This window comes from Halorubrum ejinorense (assembly GCF_039522565.1).
Classification (GTDB): Archaea; Halobacteriota; Halobacteria; order Halobacteriales; family Haloferacaceae; genus Halorubrum; species Halorubrum ejinorense.
The window spans coordinates 24,654-37,803 of the sequence record NZ_BAAADQ010000010.1 but is presented as its reverse complement, the minus strand read 5'-3'; the positions used below and the strand labels follow the sequence as shown (position 1 = coordinate 37,803).

The following is a 13,150-nucleotide window of genomic DNA, read 5'->3' as shown; positions in this document are numbered from 1 at the left end:
CCTCGACGCCGGATCGTTTAGGGGCGCGCGGCGCTCACGTCGACCGTGGACGCGAAACAGACGGAGTTCGAGAACCCGTTCGGGATGGACCCCGACTGCGAGAACTGCGACGAGCTGTGCGCCGCCCGCGACCGCGTCGTCCACGGCTACGGCGACGTCGGCGCGGAGTTCCTCGTGGTCGGGACGGCGCCGACCGCGGCCGCAGAGCGCAACGGCGTCCCCTTCACCGGTCCGGGCGGCGGCGAGCGCGTCCAGTCGATCTTCGGCGACCTCGGCTTCGTCCGCTCGGAGCCGGACGCCGCGGAGCCGGACGTACAGAACGTCTTCTTCACGAACCTGACGCGGTGTCGGCATCCCGACCGCGGGCCGACGGACTGGGAGGCCGAGACCTGCGAGCCGTTCCTCAACGCCGAGATCCGGATGATAAACCCCCAGATCATCGTGCCGGTCGGGGAGCGACCCCTCCGCGAGCTGGCGGTCGAGTACACGACGCGGCGGCCCGACTCCTTCGAAGTCGACGCCGAACACGCGACGACGATCCGCGGCCGCGGGTTCGAGCTGGTGCCGATGCGGGAGCCGGCCGAGATGAGCGACGACGAGGCCGACGCCTTCCGCGACCACATGCGCGAGAACGTGTTGAGCCGGGACTACCGCCAGACGAAGGGCCGACAGAGCCGCTGAGAACGGCTCGGTCGGGACCGTCGCGCCTGCCACGGGAGCGATCCCTCGCGGGGCTCAGTCGTCGTCGAGGTCGACGTCTTCGAGGATCCCCTCGGTCGCGTCCTTGCTGTCCGCGCCGAACGCGCAGTCGACGAGGATGTGCCCGCCGAGCGTCGAGGGCGATATCACCTGGTCGGCGCCGGCGCGACGGAGCTTGTCGACGTTCTCCCGCTGTGTCACGGCCGCGACGATCCGAACCTCCGGGTTGAGCTGTCGAGCGGTGAGGATGGCCAGCGCGTCCCGCGCGTCGTCGTCGGTCGCGGCGACCACCGCGCGGGCGCCGGCGAGGTTGACCCGTTCCAGCGGTTCCACGTCGCTGGGGTCTGCGGTATGAACCGGAACGTCGTGGTCCGCGAGCCGTCTGGCGGCGGTCTCGTCGGTCGTCACCACCGCGTACTCGACGCCGTCGCGGGCGGCGAGTTCTTCGAGTATCGGTTCCGTCAGGTCCCCGTAGCCTAAGACGAGGACGTGGTCGTCGAGGAGGTCTATCTGTCTGTCTGTCATCTTCCCGAGTGCTTTGGAGAGCTGCGCCTCGATGGCCGGAGTCAGCAGGACACCGAGCGCCACCGCGAAGGCGGCGACGTTCATCACGAGCGAGGAGAGCGCGAACAGCTGGGCGATGTCGGTCGCCGGGCTGATGTCGCCGTAGCCGACCGTGGAGGCGGTGACCACGGTGAAGTAGAACGCGTCGACGATGGTCTCGACGCCGTTGAACTGGTCGCGGAGCGCGAACGCGCCGACCGTCCCGTAGGAGATGGCCGTCACCAGCGCGGCGGCCGCCGCGAGCTGCGTCGGCGACGGCGAGTAGCTCCTGTCGAACCGCCCCCGGTTGATCACGAGCGTCGGCACGGAGAGGACCGACAGCGCCACCAGGGGGAAAGACAGCACCGACGCCTGCATCAGTCCCTGAAGCGCCGTCAGCGGTAGCAGGACCGCGGTGGAGTACCACCCGACCCGGTAGCCGTTCCGGAGCGCGAACCCGCTTCCGAACATCGCGAAGCCCGTTATCGTCCCGGTGAACCCGACGGTCTGGCGAACGACCTCCGGCACGTACGGAGCGAGGGGGCCGCCGACACCGAGACCGCCGATCTGCGCGAGCCCGGCGAGGATCGACAGCACCGCGACCGCGAACGTCAGCGCGACCGACGCCCGCACGGTCACCCAGTCCCGGGTCAGCTCCATATCCCCGCGTCGCCGAGACCGAACTTAAACCCCGCGAGGCGGGCTCGGTCCTCGTCACGGGGCCTCTCGATGCGGGCCGGGACCCCGCTTCCGTTCCCGGTACACGTTTAACCGCGCCGCCGGTTGAGGGGCGTATGTCGCTGCCCGTCGAGATCGTCTTCGGCGTCTACCTCGGGGTCATCACCGGCATCGTTCCCGCGCTGGTGGCCGGGACCCTCGGGTTCGTGTTCAAGTACGTCACCGACGTGACGATCCCCGGGCTCGGGGTGGTCGTCCTGTCGCTCGCGATCGCGGGTGTCAACGGGGGGTTACTCGCGCTCAACGACGAGACGATCCGCTCGTCGGAGCGCGCTCCGGCGATCCTCACGGCGATCGTCGTGGTGTTGATGCTCTCGATGTACGCTCACGCGCAGGGGGACCGGCTCGGCGCCAGCGTCCCCAAGCGCATCTCGCTCAAACAGCTCCGCGACCGGACGCTCTCGACGGACGTGATCGAACTCGTCGGCGGCCGCGGCCGTGTCTCGGTCGAGGTGGCCGGCGAGGTGAACGACATGGAGGGGTACCCGCCGCTCCCGGCCGACACGCGCCGCGCGATCCTCGACGGCGAGTGGACGTTCCCGGCCGATATCCCGCTCGCGGAGCTGGAAGACCGGTTCGCGGAGCGACTTCGGACGGAGCTCGACCTGGCCGACGTGGCGGTCCGAATCGACGAGCAGGCGCGCGCGACGGTGTCCGCCGCGCCGCCCACGGGTGCGCTCTCGAAGCGGGTGCCGGCCGGGAAGCGTGCGGTGTCGGTGTCGGCGCTGGTCCCAACCGGGATCGCCCGGGGCGACGTGGTCCGCGTGATCACCCCGGACCTCGACGTCGAGGGAGCGGTCCTCGCCGCTCGGTCGAGCGGAAAGCCCGGGCCCGGAGTCGCCGCGGTGCCGGAGTCCGGTGCGGCCGGCGGGGACGACCCCAACCCGGACGACGCGCGGACTGACGGGGGGTCGCCCGCCGTCGCCTCCCCTCCGGACGCGACCGCGCCCACGACGACCGGCGGCGAAGGCCGGATCACCCTCGCGGTCGACCGCTCGGACGCGACGGCGCTGCTCGGCGTCGACCGCGGCCGCGTGCTGGTCCTGTCGCGCGGCACCCGTCGCGAGTACGAACTCACGGCCCTGCTGCGGCGGACCGGGAAGCGCTTCCGGAAGGTCTCGGTGGCCGCCGGCGGCCCACTCGACGGGCACACTATCGGCGAGGCCGAGGTCCGGGAGGCGTACGACGTGGCCGTCCTCGCCGCGCGGCACGAGTCGTGGACGATCGCACCGGGAGGGGAGCAGTCCCTGTCGGCCGGCGACGACCTGTTCGTCGTCGGGAGTCGCGACGCGCTGGACCGGTTCGCGGAGGTCGCGGCGTGATCCCCCCACTCACCACCCTCATCGGTGGCGAGGCGGGCGCGGGCGTCGCCGTCGCGGCCGCGGCCGCCGTCGAGGTCGGCTTCGCCCGGCCGCGACAGGCGGCGGTCACCCTCGTCACGTTCGCCGTCGTCGCCGCGGTCGTCGCGGGGAGCGCGGCGCTGACCTACCGCTGGTACTTCCGGTCGGAGATCCCAGAGGGCGTGACCGGACTACTCGGCATCTCCGTCGTCGCCTTGTACCTCAACACGACCTCGCTGGGGTCGGTCGCGGTGGGCGACAACCCGGCACTCCTGGCGCCCGAGAGCGTGCTGTTCAACCTCGTCTCTCTCGGCGTGGCGGTGGTGATGGCTCCGGTCGGGCGATACGCGGGCGACCGGCTCGCGGTCGACGTGTTCGCCCTCTCGGGTGCCAAACAGCTCGAAGGCGAACTCAGCGGCGTCTTGCGCGCGGTCGGCCGCTTCACCGCGGTGACGCTCCCGTCGGCCGACGAGATCGAGGACATGGACACGTACGACCCGGTTTCACCGGATAACAAGACCGAACTCGCCGACACGACCATGCTCTTCTCGCGGAAGCTGTCGCCGGCGGAGCTCCGCGAGCGCCTCGTCTCGCGGATCAAAGAGGAGTACGGCATCGGCTACGTCGACGTGGACCTCGACGCCGACGGCGCGATCGAGTACTTCGCGGTCGGCTCCCGCGCCGCCGGCCTCGGCCCGACGCTCGCGCCCGGATCCGCGGCGGTCGCGGTGACGGCCGACCCGCCGAACAACGCGACCGCCGGGGACACGGTCCAACTGTGGCGCGACGACCCGGAGCCGAAGCGGGTCGCCACCGGCGAACTCCGCGGCGTCGCGGACGACGCCGTCACCGTCGCGCTCGACGAGTCCGACGCCGAACGGCTGACCGAAGAGGGCGGCTACCGGCTCGTGACCCTCCCGGCGGAGCCGCAGGCCGACCGCGAGTTCGCCTCGCTGCTGCGGAACGCGGACGAGACGATGGCCTCGCTCACCGTCGAGGCGGGCAGCGACCTCGAAGGGAGCACCGTCGGCGAGGTCGACACCGTCGTCGCCGCGGTCCGCCCGGTCGACGGGCCCGTCCAGCCGATCCCGCGGCGCGCGTACGCCTTCGCCGCCGGCGACCTCGTGTACCTCGTCGGCCGCCCGGACGCGATCCGGCGGTTCGAGGCCGCCTCCGCCGGGGTCACCGAAGACGGGGACGAAGAGACCGACGCCGGCGACCTCGGCGACTTGGACGAGGTCGCCGACCTCGACGGTCTCGCCGACTCCGGTGGTGGCCTCGGAGACGGCGACTCCGCGTCCGGCGACCACGCAGACGGCCCGGTCGAGTCCGCGGCCGACTCCGACGGGACGCAACGCTCTTGAGCCGTCCCCGCCGGGATCGGCCATGGAGTGGAAGCTGTTCGCGGACCTCGCGGAGATCGCGGGCGACCGCGTGGTGACGGTCGACGCGGCGCCGGGAGACACCGTCGGTGACGCCCTCGACGCGCTGTTAGACGCGCACCCGGCCCTCCGGGACCGCGTCATCGAGGACGGGACCGTCGCGGACCACATCAACGTCCTCCGGAACGGGCGGAGCGTCCGCCACGACGAGGGGTTAGACGCGACGCTGGAGGCGGGCGACGAACTGGCGCTGTTCCCGCCGGTGAGCGGGGGCGCCGTCGGGCGATAGATCGGGCGTTTCAAACGGTCGCGCGTCGCACCTCCGGGCATGAGCGATAGCGACGACGCCCCCGAGGACCGCGAGTCCGACGCCGAAGACGGCCACGATCCGCACCGCGAGGAGTTCCACGAGGACCCGGTGGGTCACACCCGCGCGCCCGGCGGCATGAGCGTCGGCGAACTCGTCGACGCCTACGGCGACGCCGGGATCGGCGCCGCCGCGGTAAACGAGGCCGGCGACGTGCTGGCCGAGATGCTCGGCGACGACGACTGTACCGTGTTCCTCTCGCTCGCCGGCGCGATGGTACCGGCCGGGATGCGCCGGATCGTCGCCGACCTGATCCGCGACGGCTACGTCGACGCCCTGGTGACCACCGGCGCGAACCTCACGCACGACGCCATCGAGGCCATCGGCGGGAAACACCATCACGGCCGCACCCACGACCCGGAGAAGAGCCTCCGCGAACACGACGAGGGACTGCGCGACGAGGGCGTCGACCGCATCTACAACGTCTACCTCCCGCAGGAGCACTTCGCCGAGTTCGAAGGGCACCTCCGCGAGGAGGTGTTCCCGGCGCTGGAGGCCGACCCCGACGACGACCCGGCCGACCGCGCGGTCTCCATCGCTGACCTCACGCGCGAACTCGGCCGCGCGAACGCCGAGGTCAACGACCGCGACGACGTCCCGGAGGGGCCGGGCGTCGCGGCCGCGGCCTACGAGTGCGACGTGCCGATCTACTGTCCCGCCGTCCAAGACTCCGTGCTGGGCCTTCAGGCGTGGATGTACGCACAGACCGCGGAGTTCACACTCGACGCCTTAGCCGACATGACGGAGCTGACCGACCTCGCGTTCGAGGCCGACGACGCGGGCTGCCTGCTCGTCGGCGGCGGCGTCCCGAAGAACTTCACGCTCCAGACGATGCTCGTCACGCCGCGCGCGTACGACTACGCCGTCCAGATCACGATGGACCCGGAGGCGACGGGCGGCCTCTCCGGCGCAACGTTAGAGGAGGCGCGCTCGTGGGGGAAGTTGGAGAAGGACGCGCGCAACGCCTCCGTCTACGGGGACGCGACCGTGATGCTCCCGATGCTGGTGGCGGCCGCCCGCGAGCGCATCGAGTAGCGCAGGAAAAACGGACTCCGCGGCGGTCCGGACGGACCGGTCCGGTCGCCGACGCCGCTCGCGACCGTCCCGGCCGTAATTACATGTAATTAGATTTTTCATCCCGGAGCCATCAACAGGGGGTAATGAGCGACTACACGACGATATCGCTGCGCAAGGAGTTCGTCGCGGACGTCGAGGCGTACATCGAAGACGAGCCGTTCGGGTCGGTCAAGGAGTTCGTGAAACACGTCGTCGTTCAGGAGATGGAGTCGGACGACGAGATCAGCGAGGCCGAGGCCCGCCGGATCGGACGGCGGCTTCGGGACTTGGGGTACGTGGAGTGACGCCATGGCGGTCGAACCCGACGCCGCGCCGATTCCGCGACTCGCCCGCGCGGACCTGTTGCTCTTAGCTTTCCCGCTCCTCTTCGCCGGAGTCTACGGCGCGCTGGCGGTGAACTCGGGAGACGGGATCCCGCCGCTGGCCGGCGCTTCGGTGGCCTGTTGTCTGCTGATCGTCGACGGCGTCTTCCTCAATCCGCCCGTCGACGACTGACCGGACCGGGCTGTCCCGGTCACGCCCGGGGCTCGATCCCGACGGCCTCCGCGAGGAGCGCGTGCGAGTCGAGCGCGTCCTCGCGGGACGGCACCGTGTGCTGGATCATCACCTCCTCGACGCCGACCCGGTCCGCCAACTGGTTCAACAGGCCGGACATCGTCTCCGGACTCCCGGAGATCGCTCGCGGCCACTCGTCGTCGTCGAGCGCCGCGGGCGTCGGGTCCGGCGCGCCGCCGAGTTCCGCCACCGCCTCCTCGACGGTCGGCAGGTCGTCGCCCAACTCGCCGCGCCGCATCCGTCGGAACGTCGCCTCCGCGGGAGCGCGCCGCCGGGCGGCGGCTTCGTCGGTCTCCGCCGCGACCGCGTTGACCGCGACCATCCCCCGCGGTTCGTCGAGGCCGCCGGGGATCGCGTCCGGGTCGAACGCGTCGCGGTACTCGGCGAACGCCCGCTCGGCGAACCCGGGCCGAATGAACCCGGCGAAGCAGTACCGGAGGCCGAGTTCGCCGGCGATCGCGCCACTGGCCGGGCTGGAGCCGAGCACCCACGGGACCGGCGGCCCCTCGTCGGAGCCCGGCACCGACAGGTCGGCGTACTCGTGGCCCGCGGGGTACGCGTCGCGCAGGTGGTTCACGACCGCGGTGATGCGCTCGCGGTGGTCCTCGTTCGGGTCCTCGACCCGTCTATCGGTGCCGAGCGCGCGGTCCGACGCGGGCGAGCCGTTCGCCCGTCCCATCCCGACGTCGACCCGGCCCGGGGCGAGTCCGTCGAGGACGCCGAACGACTCGGCCACCTTGTACGGGCTGTAGTGGTTGAGCAGCACGGCGCCCGAACCGATCCGGATCGAGTCCGTCGCCCCCGCGAGCCGTCCGAGGAGCACCTCGGGCGTGGTGCCCGCGAGCCGGTCGCCCATCCCGTGGTGTTCGGCGACCCAGAACCGTTCGTAGCCGAGCCGCTCGGCGTGGCGAGCGGCGTCGACCGTGTTCGCGAACGCGTCCGCCGCGGTCCCGCCGCGGGGAACCGGCGAGAGGTCGACGACTGAGAGATCCATACCGCCGGTCGGCGACGGTTCGGGGAAACGGTTGGGGTCCCGGCGGCGTCGTGGCGGACCGTAACCACGGGCCCTGTCCGGTGGCGCGTGCCGGTGAGCGCCGCCCCGCGACGCGACTGGGGCTTTGGCGGCCTTCGCCGCTCTTCCGTCAGCAGGCGTTTATGAGCAAGCGGCTGGGTCTTGGAGGTGTTCGCGGGCTCTCGATTCTCTAATTATAAACGCACAGCTACGCGAGTAAAAGCGAAAAGAACGCCAAGAGATAGCCGATCAGTTGTCGCCGTTCTTCGACTGCCAGGCGTAGTCGCGACGTTTGGCGGACTTGCCGAAGCCACAGGAGGAGCACCGCTCCTTCTTGACGTGGTAGGACTTTTCGCCGCAGCGTCGACACTTCACGTGGACCGTCTTGTTCTTTTTCCCCTGAGAGGGCGTACCTGCTCCGGTCATGCTTTGATGGTGACGACGTTATCGCCGCGTATAATCGTTGTGTCTTCGATTGCGACCGCGAAGTCGCCGTCGAGGTCGCCGTCGACGCGGTCGTCGACGGCCTCCTCAGGTTCGATGACGACGTTCATGTGCTGGTCGTATCCGCCGAGCACGCCGTAGTACGTCGTGCCGTCCTTCAGGTGTACCGTTACCGGCTCCTCGAGCGACGCTTCGAGCACGTCGAGGGGTCGTCCACTCATTGTGCGTACCGCCGCCCGTCGCGGTAATAAAAATACCGGGACGGAGCCTCCGAGGCCGGTCAGTTTGACACGAACGCCCTCTCAACCGTCGCCGGACCGGCCCTCACCCCGACCGTCGCCGGACCGGCCCTCACGCGAGCCGCTCGCGAACGAACTCGCTCGCCGCCGGCACCGCCCCGGCGTACAGGGCGACGTACTCAAGGGTCGCCTGCGTCCGCCGCGCCGAGCTGTACCCCTCCTCGACGCGGTCGGCGACGTACTCGAAGCCGTCCAGCCCGGGCCGGACGAGCCGCGTCGCCAGCGGGTCATCGCCGGCGACGGCTTCCTCGACCGACGTCCGCGCCCGCTCCGCGGCCGCCCGCACGGACGCCTCCGTGGCGCCCCCCCGGTGCTCCCCGTCGCGGATCTCGTCGACGGCCGCCCGAAACGCATCGATCTCGGTCAACGCGACGCCGGACCCGACCACGGCCGTGGCGCAGTTTCCGGCGTCGACCGCCCGCTCGATGTCCTCGACGGCCGACTCGGTCCGGAGGTCGCCCGTGGCCACTAGCTCCTGTGCGACCGTCCCGCTCAGGTCCTCGCCGCGGAGCGGTTCGTCGCCGCCGGCGCGCTCTCGGACGGTCGAGCGGGTCCGACTCACGGAGGCCCGCAGCCCGTCGGCGACCGCGATCAGCGACGCCCACCGCGCTGGCGGTCCGTCGCGCCCGTCGAGGTACGCGCTCCGGAGTCCCTCGGCGTCGTCCGCGGCCGCCTCGGCACGCTCGACCCGAGCCGTCGCCTCGCCGGCTCGGAACGGTTCGGCGACCGGATCGGCGGGGTACGTCACCTCCGGCCGGACGTGCCGCTCGCACTCCGCGAGCAGCAACTCGACCGGCTCGTACGCCAGCGCCGCCGCGACCGGCGACTCGGCTCGGTACTCCACCTCGCTGGCGAGCGCAGCCCGAGCGTCTCGGACCGCGCTCCGCCGAGCGGCCAGATCCGCACCGTCGTCGACGCCGGTGGCCGCGCGGTACGCGCCGCGCACCGCGGCGGCGTCCCTCCGGCGTCGCCGCCACGCGGAGAGGGCGTCTACCGGCCAGTCGGCGGCCACCTCGCTGTCCGTGCGCTTCCGCGCTCGCTCGCGGTCGGCACCGATCTCAGCCGCCATCTCGGCGTTCGGTACCTCCGGCTCGGCCGGCACGTCGTCGAGCAGGCTCCGGGTCCGCGACTCGTGGGCGTCCGCGAGCGATCCGGGTACGGCCGCCGGAAACGGCGACGCCGGCCAGTCGACCGAGCCCACGGCGTCGGACGGGAGCGACACGGCGGAACCGCTGCGCTCCCCGTCGCCGCCGAACGGAAGTCCGGAACAGCCGGCGACCGCCGCCGCCCCGACTGCCGCGGCGCCGGCGAGGAACCGGCGGCGCGAACTCGACCCGCCGCCCGACTCGCGGCTCACGACCCGTCACCTCCCGCGTCAGACGCCGCAGACGAGTTGAACACGGCCGGAGGATCTCCCCTCCGGCAGGAACCGCTCATGCCGCGCCCGCTCCCGGTCGAGTGGCTGGCCGCGACCGGCATCCGGATCGCGAACCCGGCGGTGTGGATTTCGTCGGGACCACACTCCACGTCCGCCGGACGGTACGCCTCACAGAAGTCGGCGTTGGGGTGGAGGTCGCCCTCGGCGAGTTCGTCCCGGTCGACGGTTACCGATTCGAGCAGGATCTCCCGACAGGCCCTCACGGGCATCGCGATCAGGTACACCGACGCGGCGTCGAAGTCGGTCGCGTCACAGAACGACCGGAGCGCCTCGCCCGGCTCAGTCTCGGCGAAGGTGAGCGCCGCCGCCTCGTCGTCCGCGACCAACACTCGGTGCGCCCTTCGGTGCTGTCGCGCCGGTCCGTCGGCGGACGGCGACGGGAGCGTCTCGCCCTCGGCGAACAGCGCGCTGCCGCGCTCGTCGCGTGCCGTTTCGAGTTCGTACTCCTCGACCGGACGCTGTCTGGTCAGAGCGCTGTTCGACGCGGACTCGCTGCCGGCGCAACCGGCCAGCGCGGCGATGCCTGACGCGGCCGCGAGGAGGGCTCGCCGGCGGGGGACCTCGGACATCGGCGGCGGTTCGACCGAGAGCCTGAAACGCTTTGTGGGACGCGCTCGGACCCGAGCCGACGCCGCGGGCCGAACCCGGGTGTTTTTAACGCGGGCGAGAGTACGCCAAGATACCACACTCCCGCGGGACACGGTGAGTCGACGGCGGCTCGGCCGTAGCGGGGCCTCAACGACGCGCGGTACGACGAAGCGCTGACGGCTCCTTGCGGGGTTTCAGTGATCGACGCCGATCACGGCGTTCGACACGACAACACCATGGAAATAGAAATTGCGACACTCGGCGGTTACGAAGAGGTCGGTCGACAGATGACGGCGGTTCGAGCGGGCGAGGACATCGTCATCTTCGACATGGGCCTGAACCTCAGTAAGGTCCTCATCCACGACAACGTGGAGACCGAGAGCATGCACAGCCTCGACCTGATCGACATGGGCGCCATCCCGGACGACCGGGTCATGAGCGAGCTCGAGGGCGACGTGAAAGCGATCGTCCCCACCCACGGGCACCTCGATCACATCGCGGGCATCCCGAAGCTCGCCCACCGCTACGACGCCCCGATCGTCTCCGCCCCCTACACGATCGAGCTGGTGCGCCAGCAGATCGAAGACGAGGGCAAGTTCCAGGTCGATAACGACCTCGTGAAGATGAAGCCGGGCGCCACGATGGCGATCGGCGACTCCGAGCAGGTCGAACTCGAGTTCGTCAACGTCACCCACTCGATCATCGACGCGATCAACCCGGTCGTCCACACGCCCGAGGGCGCTATCGTCTACGGGCTCGACAAGCGACTGGACCACGACCCCGTCATCGGCGACCCGATCGACATGGACCGGTTCCGGGAGATCGGCCGCCAGGACGAGGGCGTCCTCTGTTACATCGAGGACTGTACGAACGCCGGCCGCAAGGGCCGGACCCCCTCCGAGTCGTACGCGAAGAAACACGTCGAGGACACGCTGAAATCGATGGAGGACTACTCCGGCGGCATCGTCGCCACGACGTTCTCCTCACACATCGCCCGCGTGAAGACCCTCGTCGAGTACGCCCGCGAGATCGGCCGACAGCCGGTCCTGCTCGGGCGCTCGATGGAGAAGTACTCGGGCACCGCGGAGCGGCTCGACTTCGTCGACTTCCAGGGCGACGTCGGCATGTACGGCCACCGCAAGTCCGTCGACCGCGCGTTCAAGCGCATCATGAAGGAGGGGAAGGGGAACTTCCTCCCCATCGTGACGGGCCACCAGGGCGAGCCGCGCGCGATGTTGACCCGCATGGGTCGCGGCGAGACCCCGTACGAAATCGACGACGGCGACAAGGTCGTCTTCAGTGCGAGCGTCATTCCGGAGCCCACCAACGAGGGCCAGCGATACCAGTCCGAACAGCTGCTCCGGATGCAGGGCGCGCGGCTCTACGACGACATCCACGTCTCCGGCCACCTCCGCGAGGAGGGCCACTACGAGATGCTTCAGGCGCTCCAGCCGCAGCACCTCATCCCGGGCCACCAGACGCTGGAGGGTCGCTCGCCGTACGTGAACCTCGCGACGTCGCAGGGGTACAAGCTCGGACGTGACGTTCACGTCACGCAGAACGGGTCCACCATCCAGCTCGTCGAATGACGAGCGAGACGAAGGAGGCGCGGGTGCTCGACGCCATCCGCGAGCGGCGCGAGCTGGTCAACGCCGCTATCGACGAAGAGCTGCCGGTACAGGAGCCCGAACGGCTGTACGAGGCGACCCGGTACATCCTCGAAGCCGGCGGCAAGCGGCTCCGGCCGACCGTGACGACGCTGGCGGCGGAGGCGGTCACCGGCACCGAGCCGATGGGCGCCGACTTCCGCGCGTTCCCGTCGCTCGACGGCGACGACGTCGACGTGATGCGGGCCGCGGTCGCCATCGAGGTGATCCAGTCGTTCACGCTGATCCACGACGACATCATGGACGAGGACGAACTCCGGCGCGGCGTCCCCGCGGTCCACGAGGCGTACGACGTCTCGACGGCGATCCTCGCCGGTGACACCCTCTACTCGAAGGCGTTCGAGTTCATGACCGAGACGGGCGCGGACCCGCAGAACGGGCTCGAAGCAATGCGGATGCTCGCGTCGACCTGTACCGAGATCTGCGAGGGACAGGCGCTCGACGTCGCCTTCGAGAGCCGCGACGACATCCTCCCCGACGAGTACTTAGAGATGGTGGAGCTGAAGACAGCGGTGTTATACGGGGCGTCGGCGGCGACGCCGGCCCTCCTGCTCGGCGCGGACGAGGAGACCGTCGACGCGCTGTACCAGTACGGGATCGACTCCGGTCGCGCGTTCCAGATCCAAGACGACGTGCTCGACCTGACGGTCCCCTCCGACGAGCTCGGGAAACAGCGCGGCTCCGACCTCGTGGAGGGCAAGGAGACGCTCATCACCCTCCACGCCCGCCAACAGGGGATCGACGTCGACGACCTCGTCGACGCCGACACCCCGGCCGAGGTGACGGAGGCGGCCATCGACGACGCGGTGGCGGCGCTCGAAGACGCCGGCTCCATCGAGTACGCCCGCGAGACCGCCGAGGACCTCACCGCGCGGTCGAAAGAACACCTCGAACTGCTGCCCGAGAGCGGCTCGCGAAGCCTGCTCGAAGACCTCGCGGACTACCTCATCGTCCGCGGTTACTGAACGGGACGACGGGCGCGTCCCCGGTCGGTGAGCGGG

At 70.6% G+C, this 13,150-nt stretch carries 15 protein-coding genes; 9 read left to right on the top strand and 6 right to left on the bottom strand.

Annotation, left to right across the window (positions count from 1 at the left end; all coding sequences use genetic code 11):
- The first annotated feature begins 45 nt into the window (after positions 1-45).
- Entirely contained in the window at positions 46-681 is a 636-nt protein-coding gene (locus tag ABDZ89_RS09910; protein WP_343778701.1) for a uracil-DNA glycosylase, read from the top strand.
- 54 nt (positions 682-735) lie between these two features.
- Here ABDZ89_RS09910 and ABDZ89_RS09905 read toward each other — a convergent pair whose 3' ends face one another.
- A complete protein-coding gene (locus tag ABDZ89_RS09905) occupies positions 736-1,902 on the bottom strand; it encodes an NAD-binding protein (protein WP_343778699.1) in 1,167 nt (388 codons plus the stop codon).
- Between the two features lie 134 nt (positions 1,903-2,036).
- Here ABDZ89_RS09905 and ABDZ89_RS09900 point away from each other — a divergent pair, with 134 nt between their 5' ends.
- From ABDZ89_RS09900 to ABDZ89_RS09875, 6 genes are all read left to right on the top strand, one after another.
- Positions 2,037-3,302 carry a potassium channel family protein gene (locus ABDZ89_RS09900; protein WP_343778698.1) on the top strand — a complete coding sequence of 422 codons (1,266 nt, stop codon included), beginning with the start codon at positions 2,037-2,039 and terminating at the stop codon, positions 3,300-3,302.
- Positions 3,299-4,684 (top strand): cation:proton antiporter regulatory subunit, encoded by a 1,386-nt coding sequence (locus tag ABDZ89_RS09895; RefSeq protein WP_371152549.1) that lies wholly within the window; start codon positions 3,299-3,301, stop codon positions 4,682-4,684. Before ABDZ89_RS09900 ends, ABDZ89_RS09895 begins: the two co-directional genes overlap by 4 nt.
- Before the next feature lie 22 nt (positions 4,685-4,706).
- The gene (locus tag ABDZ89_RS09890) at positions 4,707-4,991 is read left to right on the top strand and encodes a ubiquitin-like small modifier protein 1 (protein WP_343778697.1); all 285 of its coding nucleotides are present in this window, start codon (positions 4,707-4,709) and stop codon (positions 4,989-4,991) included.
- A 39-nt stretch (positions 4,992-5,030) separates the two neighbouring features.
- Positions 5,031-6,104 carry a deoxyhypusine synthase gene (locus tag ABDZ89_RS09885; protein ID WP_343778696.1) on the top strand — a complete coding sequence of 358 codons (1,074 nt, stop codon included), beginning with the start codon at positions 5,031-5,033 and terminating at the stop codon, positions 6,102-6,104.
- A 125-nt stretch (positions 6,105-6,229) separates the two neighbouring features.
- Positions 6,230-6,430: a hypothetical protein gene (locus ABDZ89_RS09880; RefSeq protein WP_343778695.1), complete on the top strand. Its 201-nt coding sequence runs from the start codon at positions 6,230-6,232 to the stop codon at positions 6,428-6,430.
- A 4-nt stretch (positions 6,431-6,434) separates the two neighbouring features.
- Positions 6,435-6,641 (top strand): DUF8015 family protein, encoded by a 207-nt coding sequence (locus ABDZ89_RS09875; protein ID WP_343778694.1) that lies wholly within the window; start codon positions 6,435-6,437, stop codon positions 6,639-6,641.
- Positions 6,642-6,660: 19 nt separating this feature from the next.
- On the opposite strand, the gene ABDZ89_RS09870 is transcribed toward ABDZ89_RS09875, so the two are convergent.
- From ABDZ89_RS09870 to ABDZ89_RS09850, 5 genes are all read right to left on the bottom strand, one after another.
- A complete protein-coding gene (locus tag ABDZ89_RS09870; protein WP_343778693.1) occupies positions 6,661-7,695 on the bottom strand; it encodes an LLM class flavin-dependent oxidoreductase in 1,035 nt (344 codons plus the stop codon).
- Positions 7,696-7,962: 267 nt separating this feature from the next.
- Positions 7,963-8,139: a 50S ribosomal protein L37e gene (locus ABDZ89_RS09865; RefSeq protein ID WP_343778691.1), complete on the bottom strand. Its 177-nt coding sequence runs from the start codon at positions 8,137-8,139 to the stop codon at positions 7,963-7,965.
- Positions 8,136-8,378, bottom strand: a complete 243-nt coding sequence (locus ABDZ89_RS09860) for an LSM domain-containing protein (RefSeq protein WP_343778689.1) — start codon at positions 8,376-8,378, stop codon at positions 8,136-8,138. Before ABDZ89_RS09860 ends, ABDZ89_RS09865 begins: the two co-directional genes overlap by 4 nt.
- Positions 8,379-8,508: 130 nt before the next feature.
- Positions 8,509-9,813, bottom strand: coding sequence for a twin-arginine translocation signal domain-containing protein (locus ABDZ89_RS09855; RefSeq protein WP_343778687.1), 1,305 nt, complete (start codon positions 9,811-9,813; stop codon positions 8,509-8,511).
- Positions 9,810-10,463 (bottom strand): hypothetical protein, encoded by a 654-nt coding sequence (locus ABDZ89_RS09850; RefSeq protein WP_343778685.1) that lies wholly within the window; start codon positions 10,461-10,463, stop codon positions 9,810-9,812. The genes ABDZ89_RS09855 and ABDZ89_RS09850 overlap by 4 nt, the downstream gene beginning before the upstream one ends.
- Before the next feature lie 255 nt (positions 10,464-10,718).
- Here ABDZ89_RS09850 and ABDZ89_RS09845 point away from each other — a divergent pair, with 255 nt between their 5' ends.
- Positions 10,719-12,071 carry an RNase J family beta-CASP ribonuclease gene (locus ABDZ89_RS09845; RefSeq protein ID WP_343778683.1) on the top strand — a complete coding sequence of 451 codons (1,353 nt, stop codon included), beginning with the start codon at positions 10,719-10,721 and terminating at the stop codon, positions 12,069-12,071.
- The gene (idsA3, locus tag ABDZ89_RS09840; protein WP_343778681.1) at positions 12,068-13,114 is read left to right on the top strand and encodes a geranylfarnesyl diphosphate synthase; all 1,047 of its coding nucleotides are present in this window, start codon (positions 12,068-12,070) and stop codon (positions 13,112-13,114) included. Before ABDZ89_RS09845 ends, idsA3 begins: the two co-directional genes overlap by 4 nt.
- The last annotated feature ends 36 nt before the right edge of the window (positions 13,115-13,150 follow it).

Excerpts from the sequence above, each read along its gene's own strand:
- ABDZ89_RS09905 (WP_343778699.1), bottom strand. The coding sequence starts at position 1,902 with ATGGAGCTGACCCGGGACTGGGTGACCGTGCGGGCGTCGGTCGCGCTG.
- ABDZ89_RS09900 (WP_343778698.1), top strand. The coding sequence starts at position 2,037 with ATGTCGCTGCCCGTCGAGATCGTCTTCGGCGTCTACCTCGGGGTCATC.
- ABDZ89_RS09890 (WP_343778697.1), top strand. The coding sequence starts at position 4,707 with ATGGAGTGGAAGCTGTTCGCGGACCTCGCGGAGATCGCGGGCGACCGC.
- ABDZ89_RS09885 (WP_343778696.1), top strand. The coding sequence starts at position 5,031 with ATGAGCGATAGCGACGACGCCCCCGAGGACCGCGAGTCCGACGCCGAA.
- ABDZ89_RS09880 (WP_343778695.1), top strand. The coding sequence starts at position 6,230 with ATGAGCGACTACACGACGATATCGCTGCGCAAGGAGTTCGTCGCGGAC.
- ABDZ89_RS09875 (WP_343778694.1), top strand. The coding sequence starts at position 6,435 with ATGGCGGTCGAACCCGACGCCGCGCCGATTCCGCGACTCGCCCGCGCG.
- ABDZ89_RS09870 (WP_343778693.1), bottom strand. The coding sequence starts at position 7,695 with ATGGATCTCTCAGTCGTCGACCTCTCGCCGGTTCCCCGCGGCGGGACC.
- ABDZ89_RS09865 (WP_343778691.1), bottom strand. The coding sequence starts at position 8,139 with ATGACCGGAGCAGGTACGCCCTCTCAGGGGAAAAAGAACAAGACGGTC.
- ABDZ89_RS09860 (WP_343778689.1), bottom strand. The coding sequence starts at position 8,378 with ATGAGTGGACGACCCCTCGACGTGCTCGAAGCGTCGCTCGAGGAGCCG.
- ABDZ89_RS09850 (WP_343778685.1), bottom strand. The coding sequence starts at position 10,463 with ATGTCCGAGGTCCCCCGCCGGCGAGCCCTCCTCGCGGCCGCGTCAGGC.
- ABDZ89_RS09845 (WP_343778683.1), top strand. The coding sequence starts at position 10,719 with ATGGAAATAGAAATTGCGACACTCGGCGGTTACGAAGAGGTCGGTCGA.
- idsA3 (WP_343778681.1), top strand. The coding sequence starts at position 12,068 with ATGACGAGCGAGACGAAGGAGGCGCGGGTGCTCGACGCCATCCGCGAG.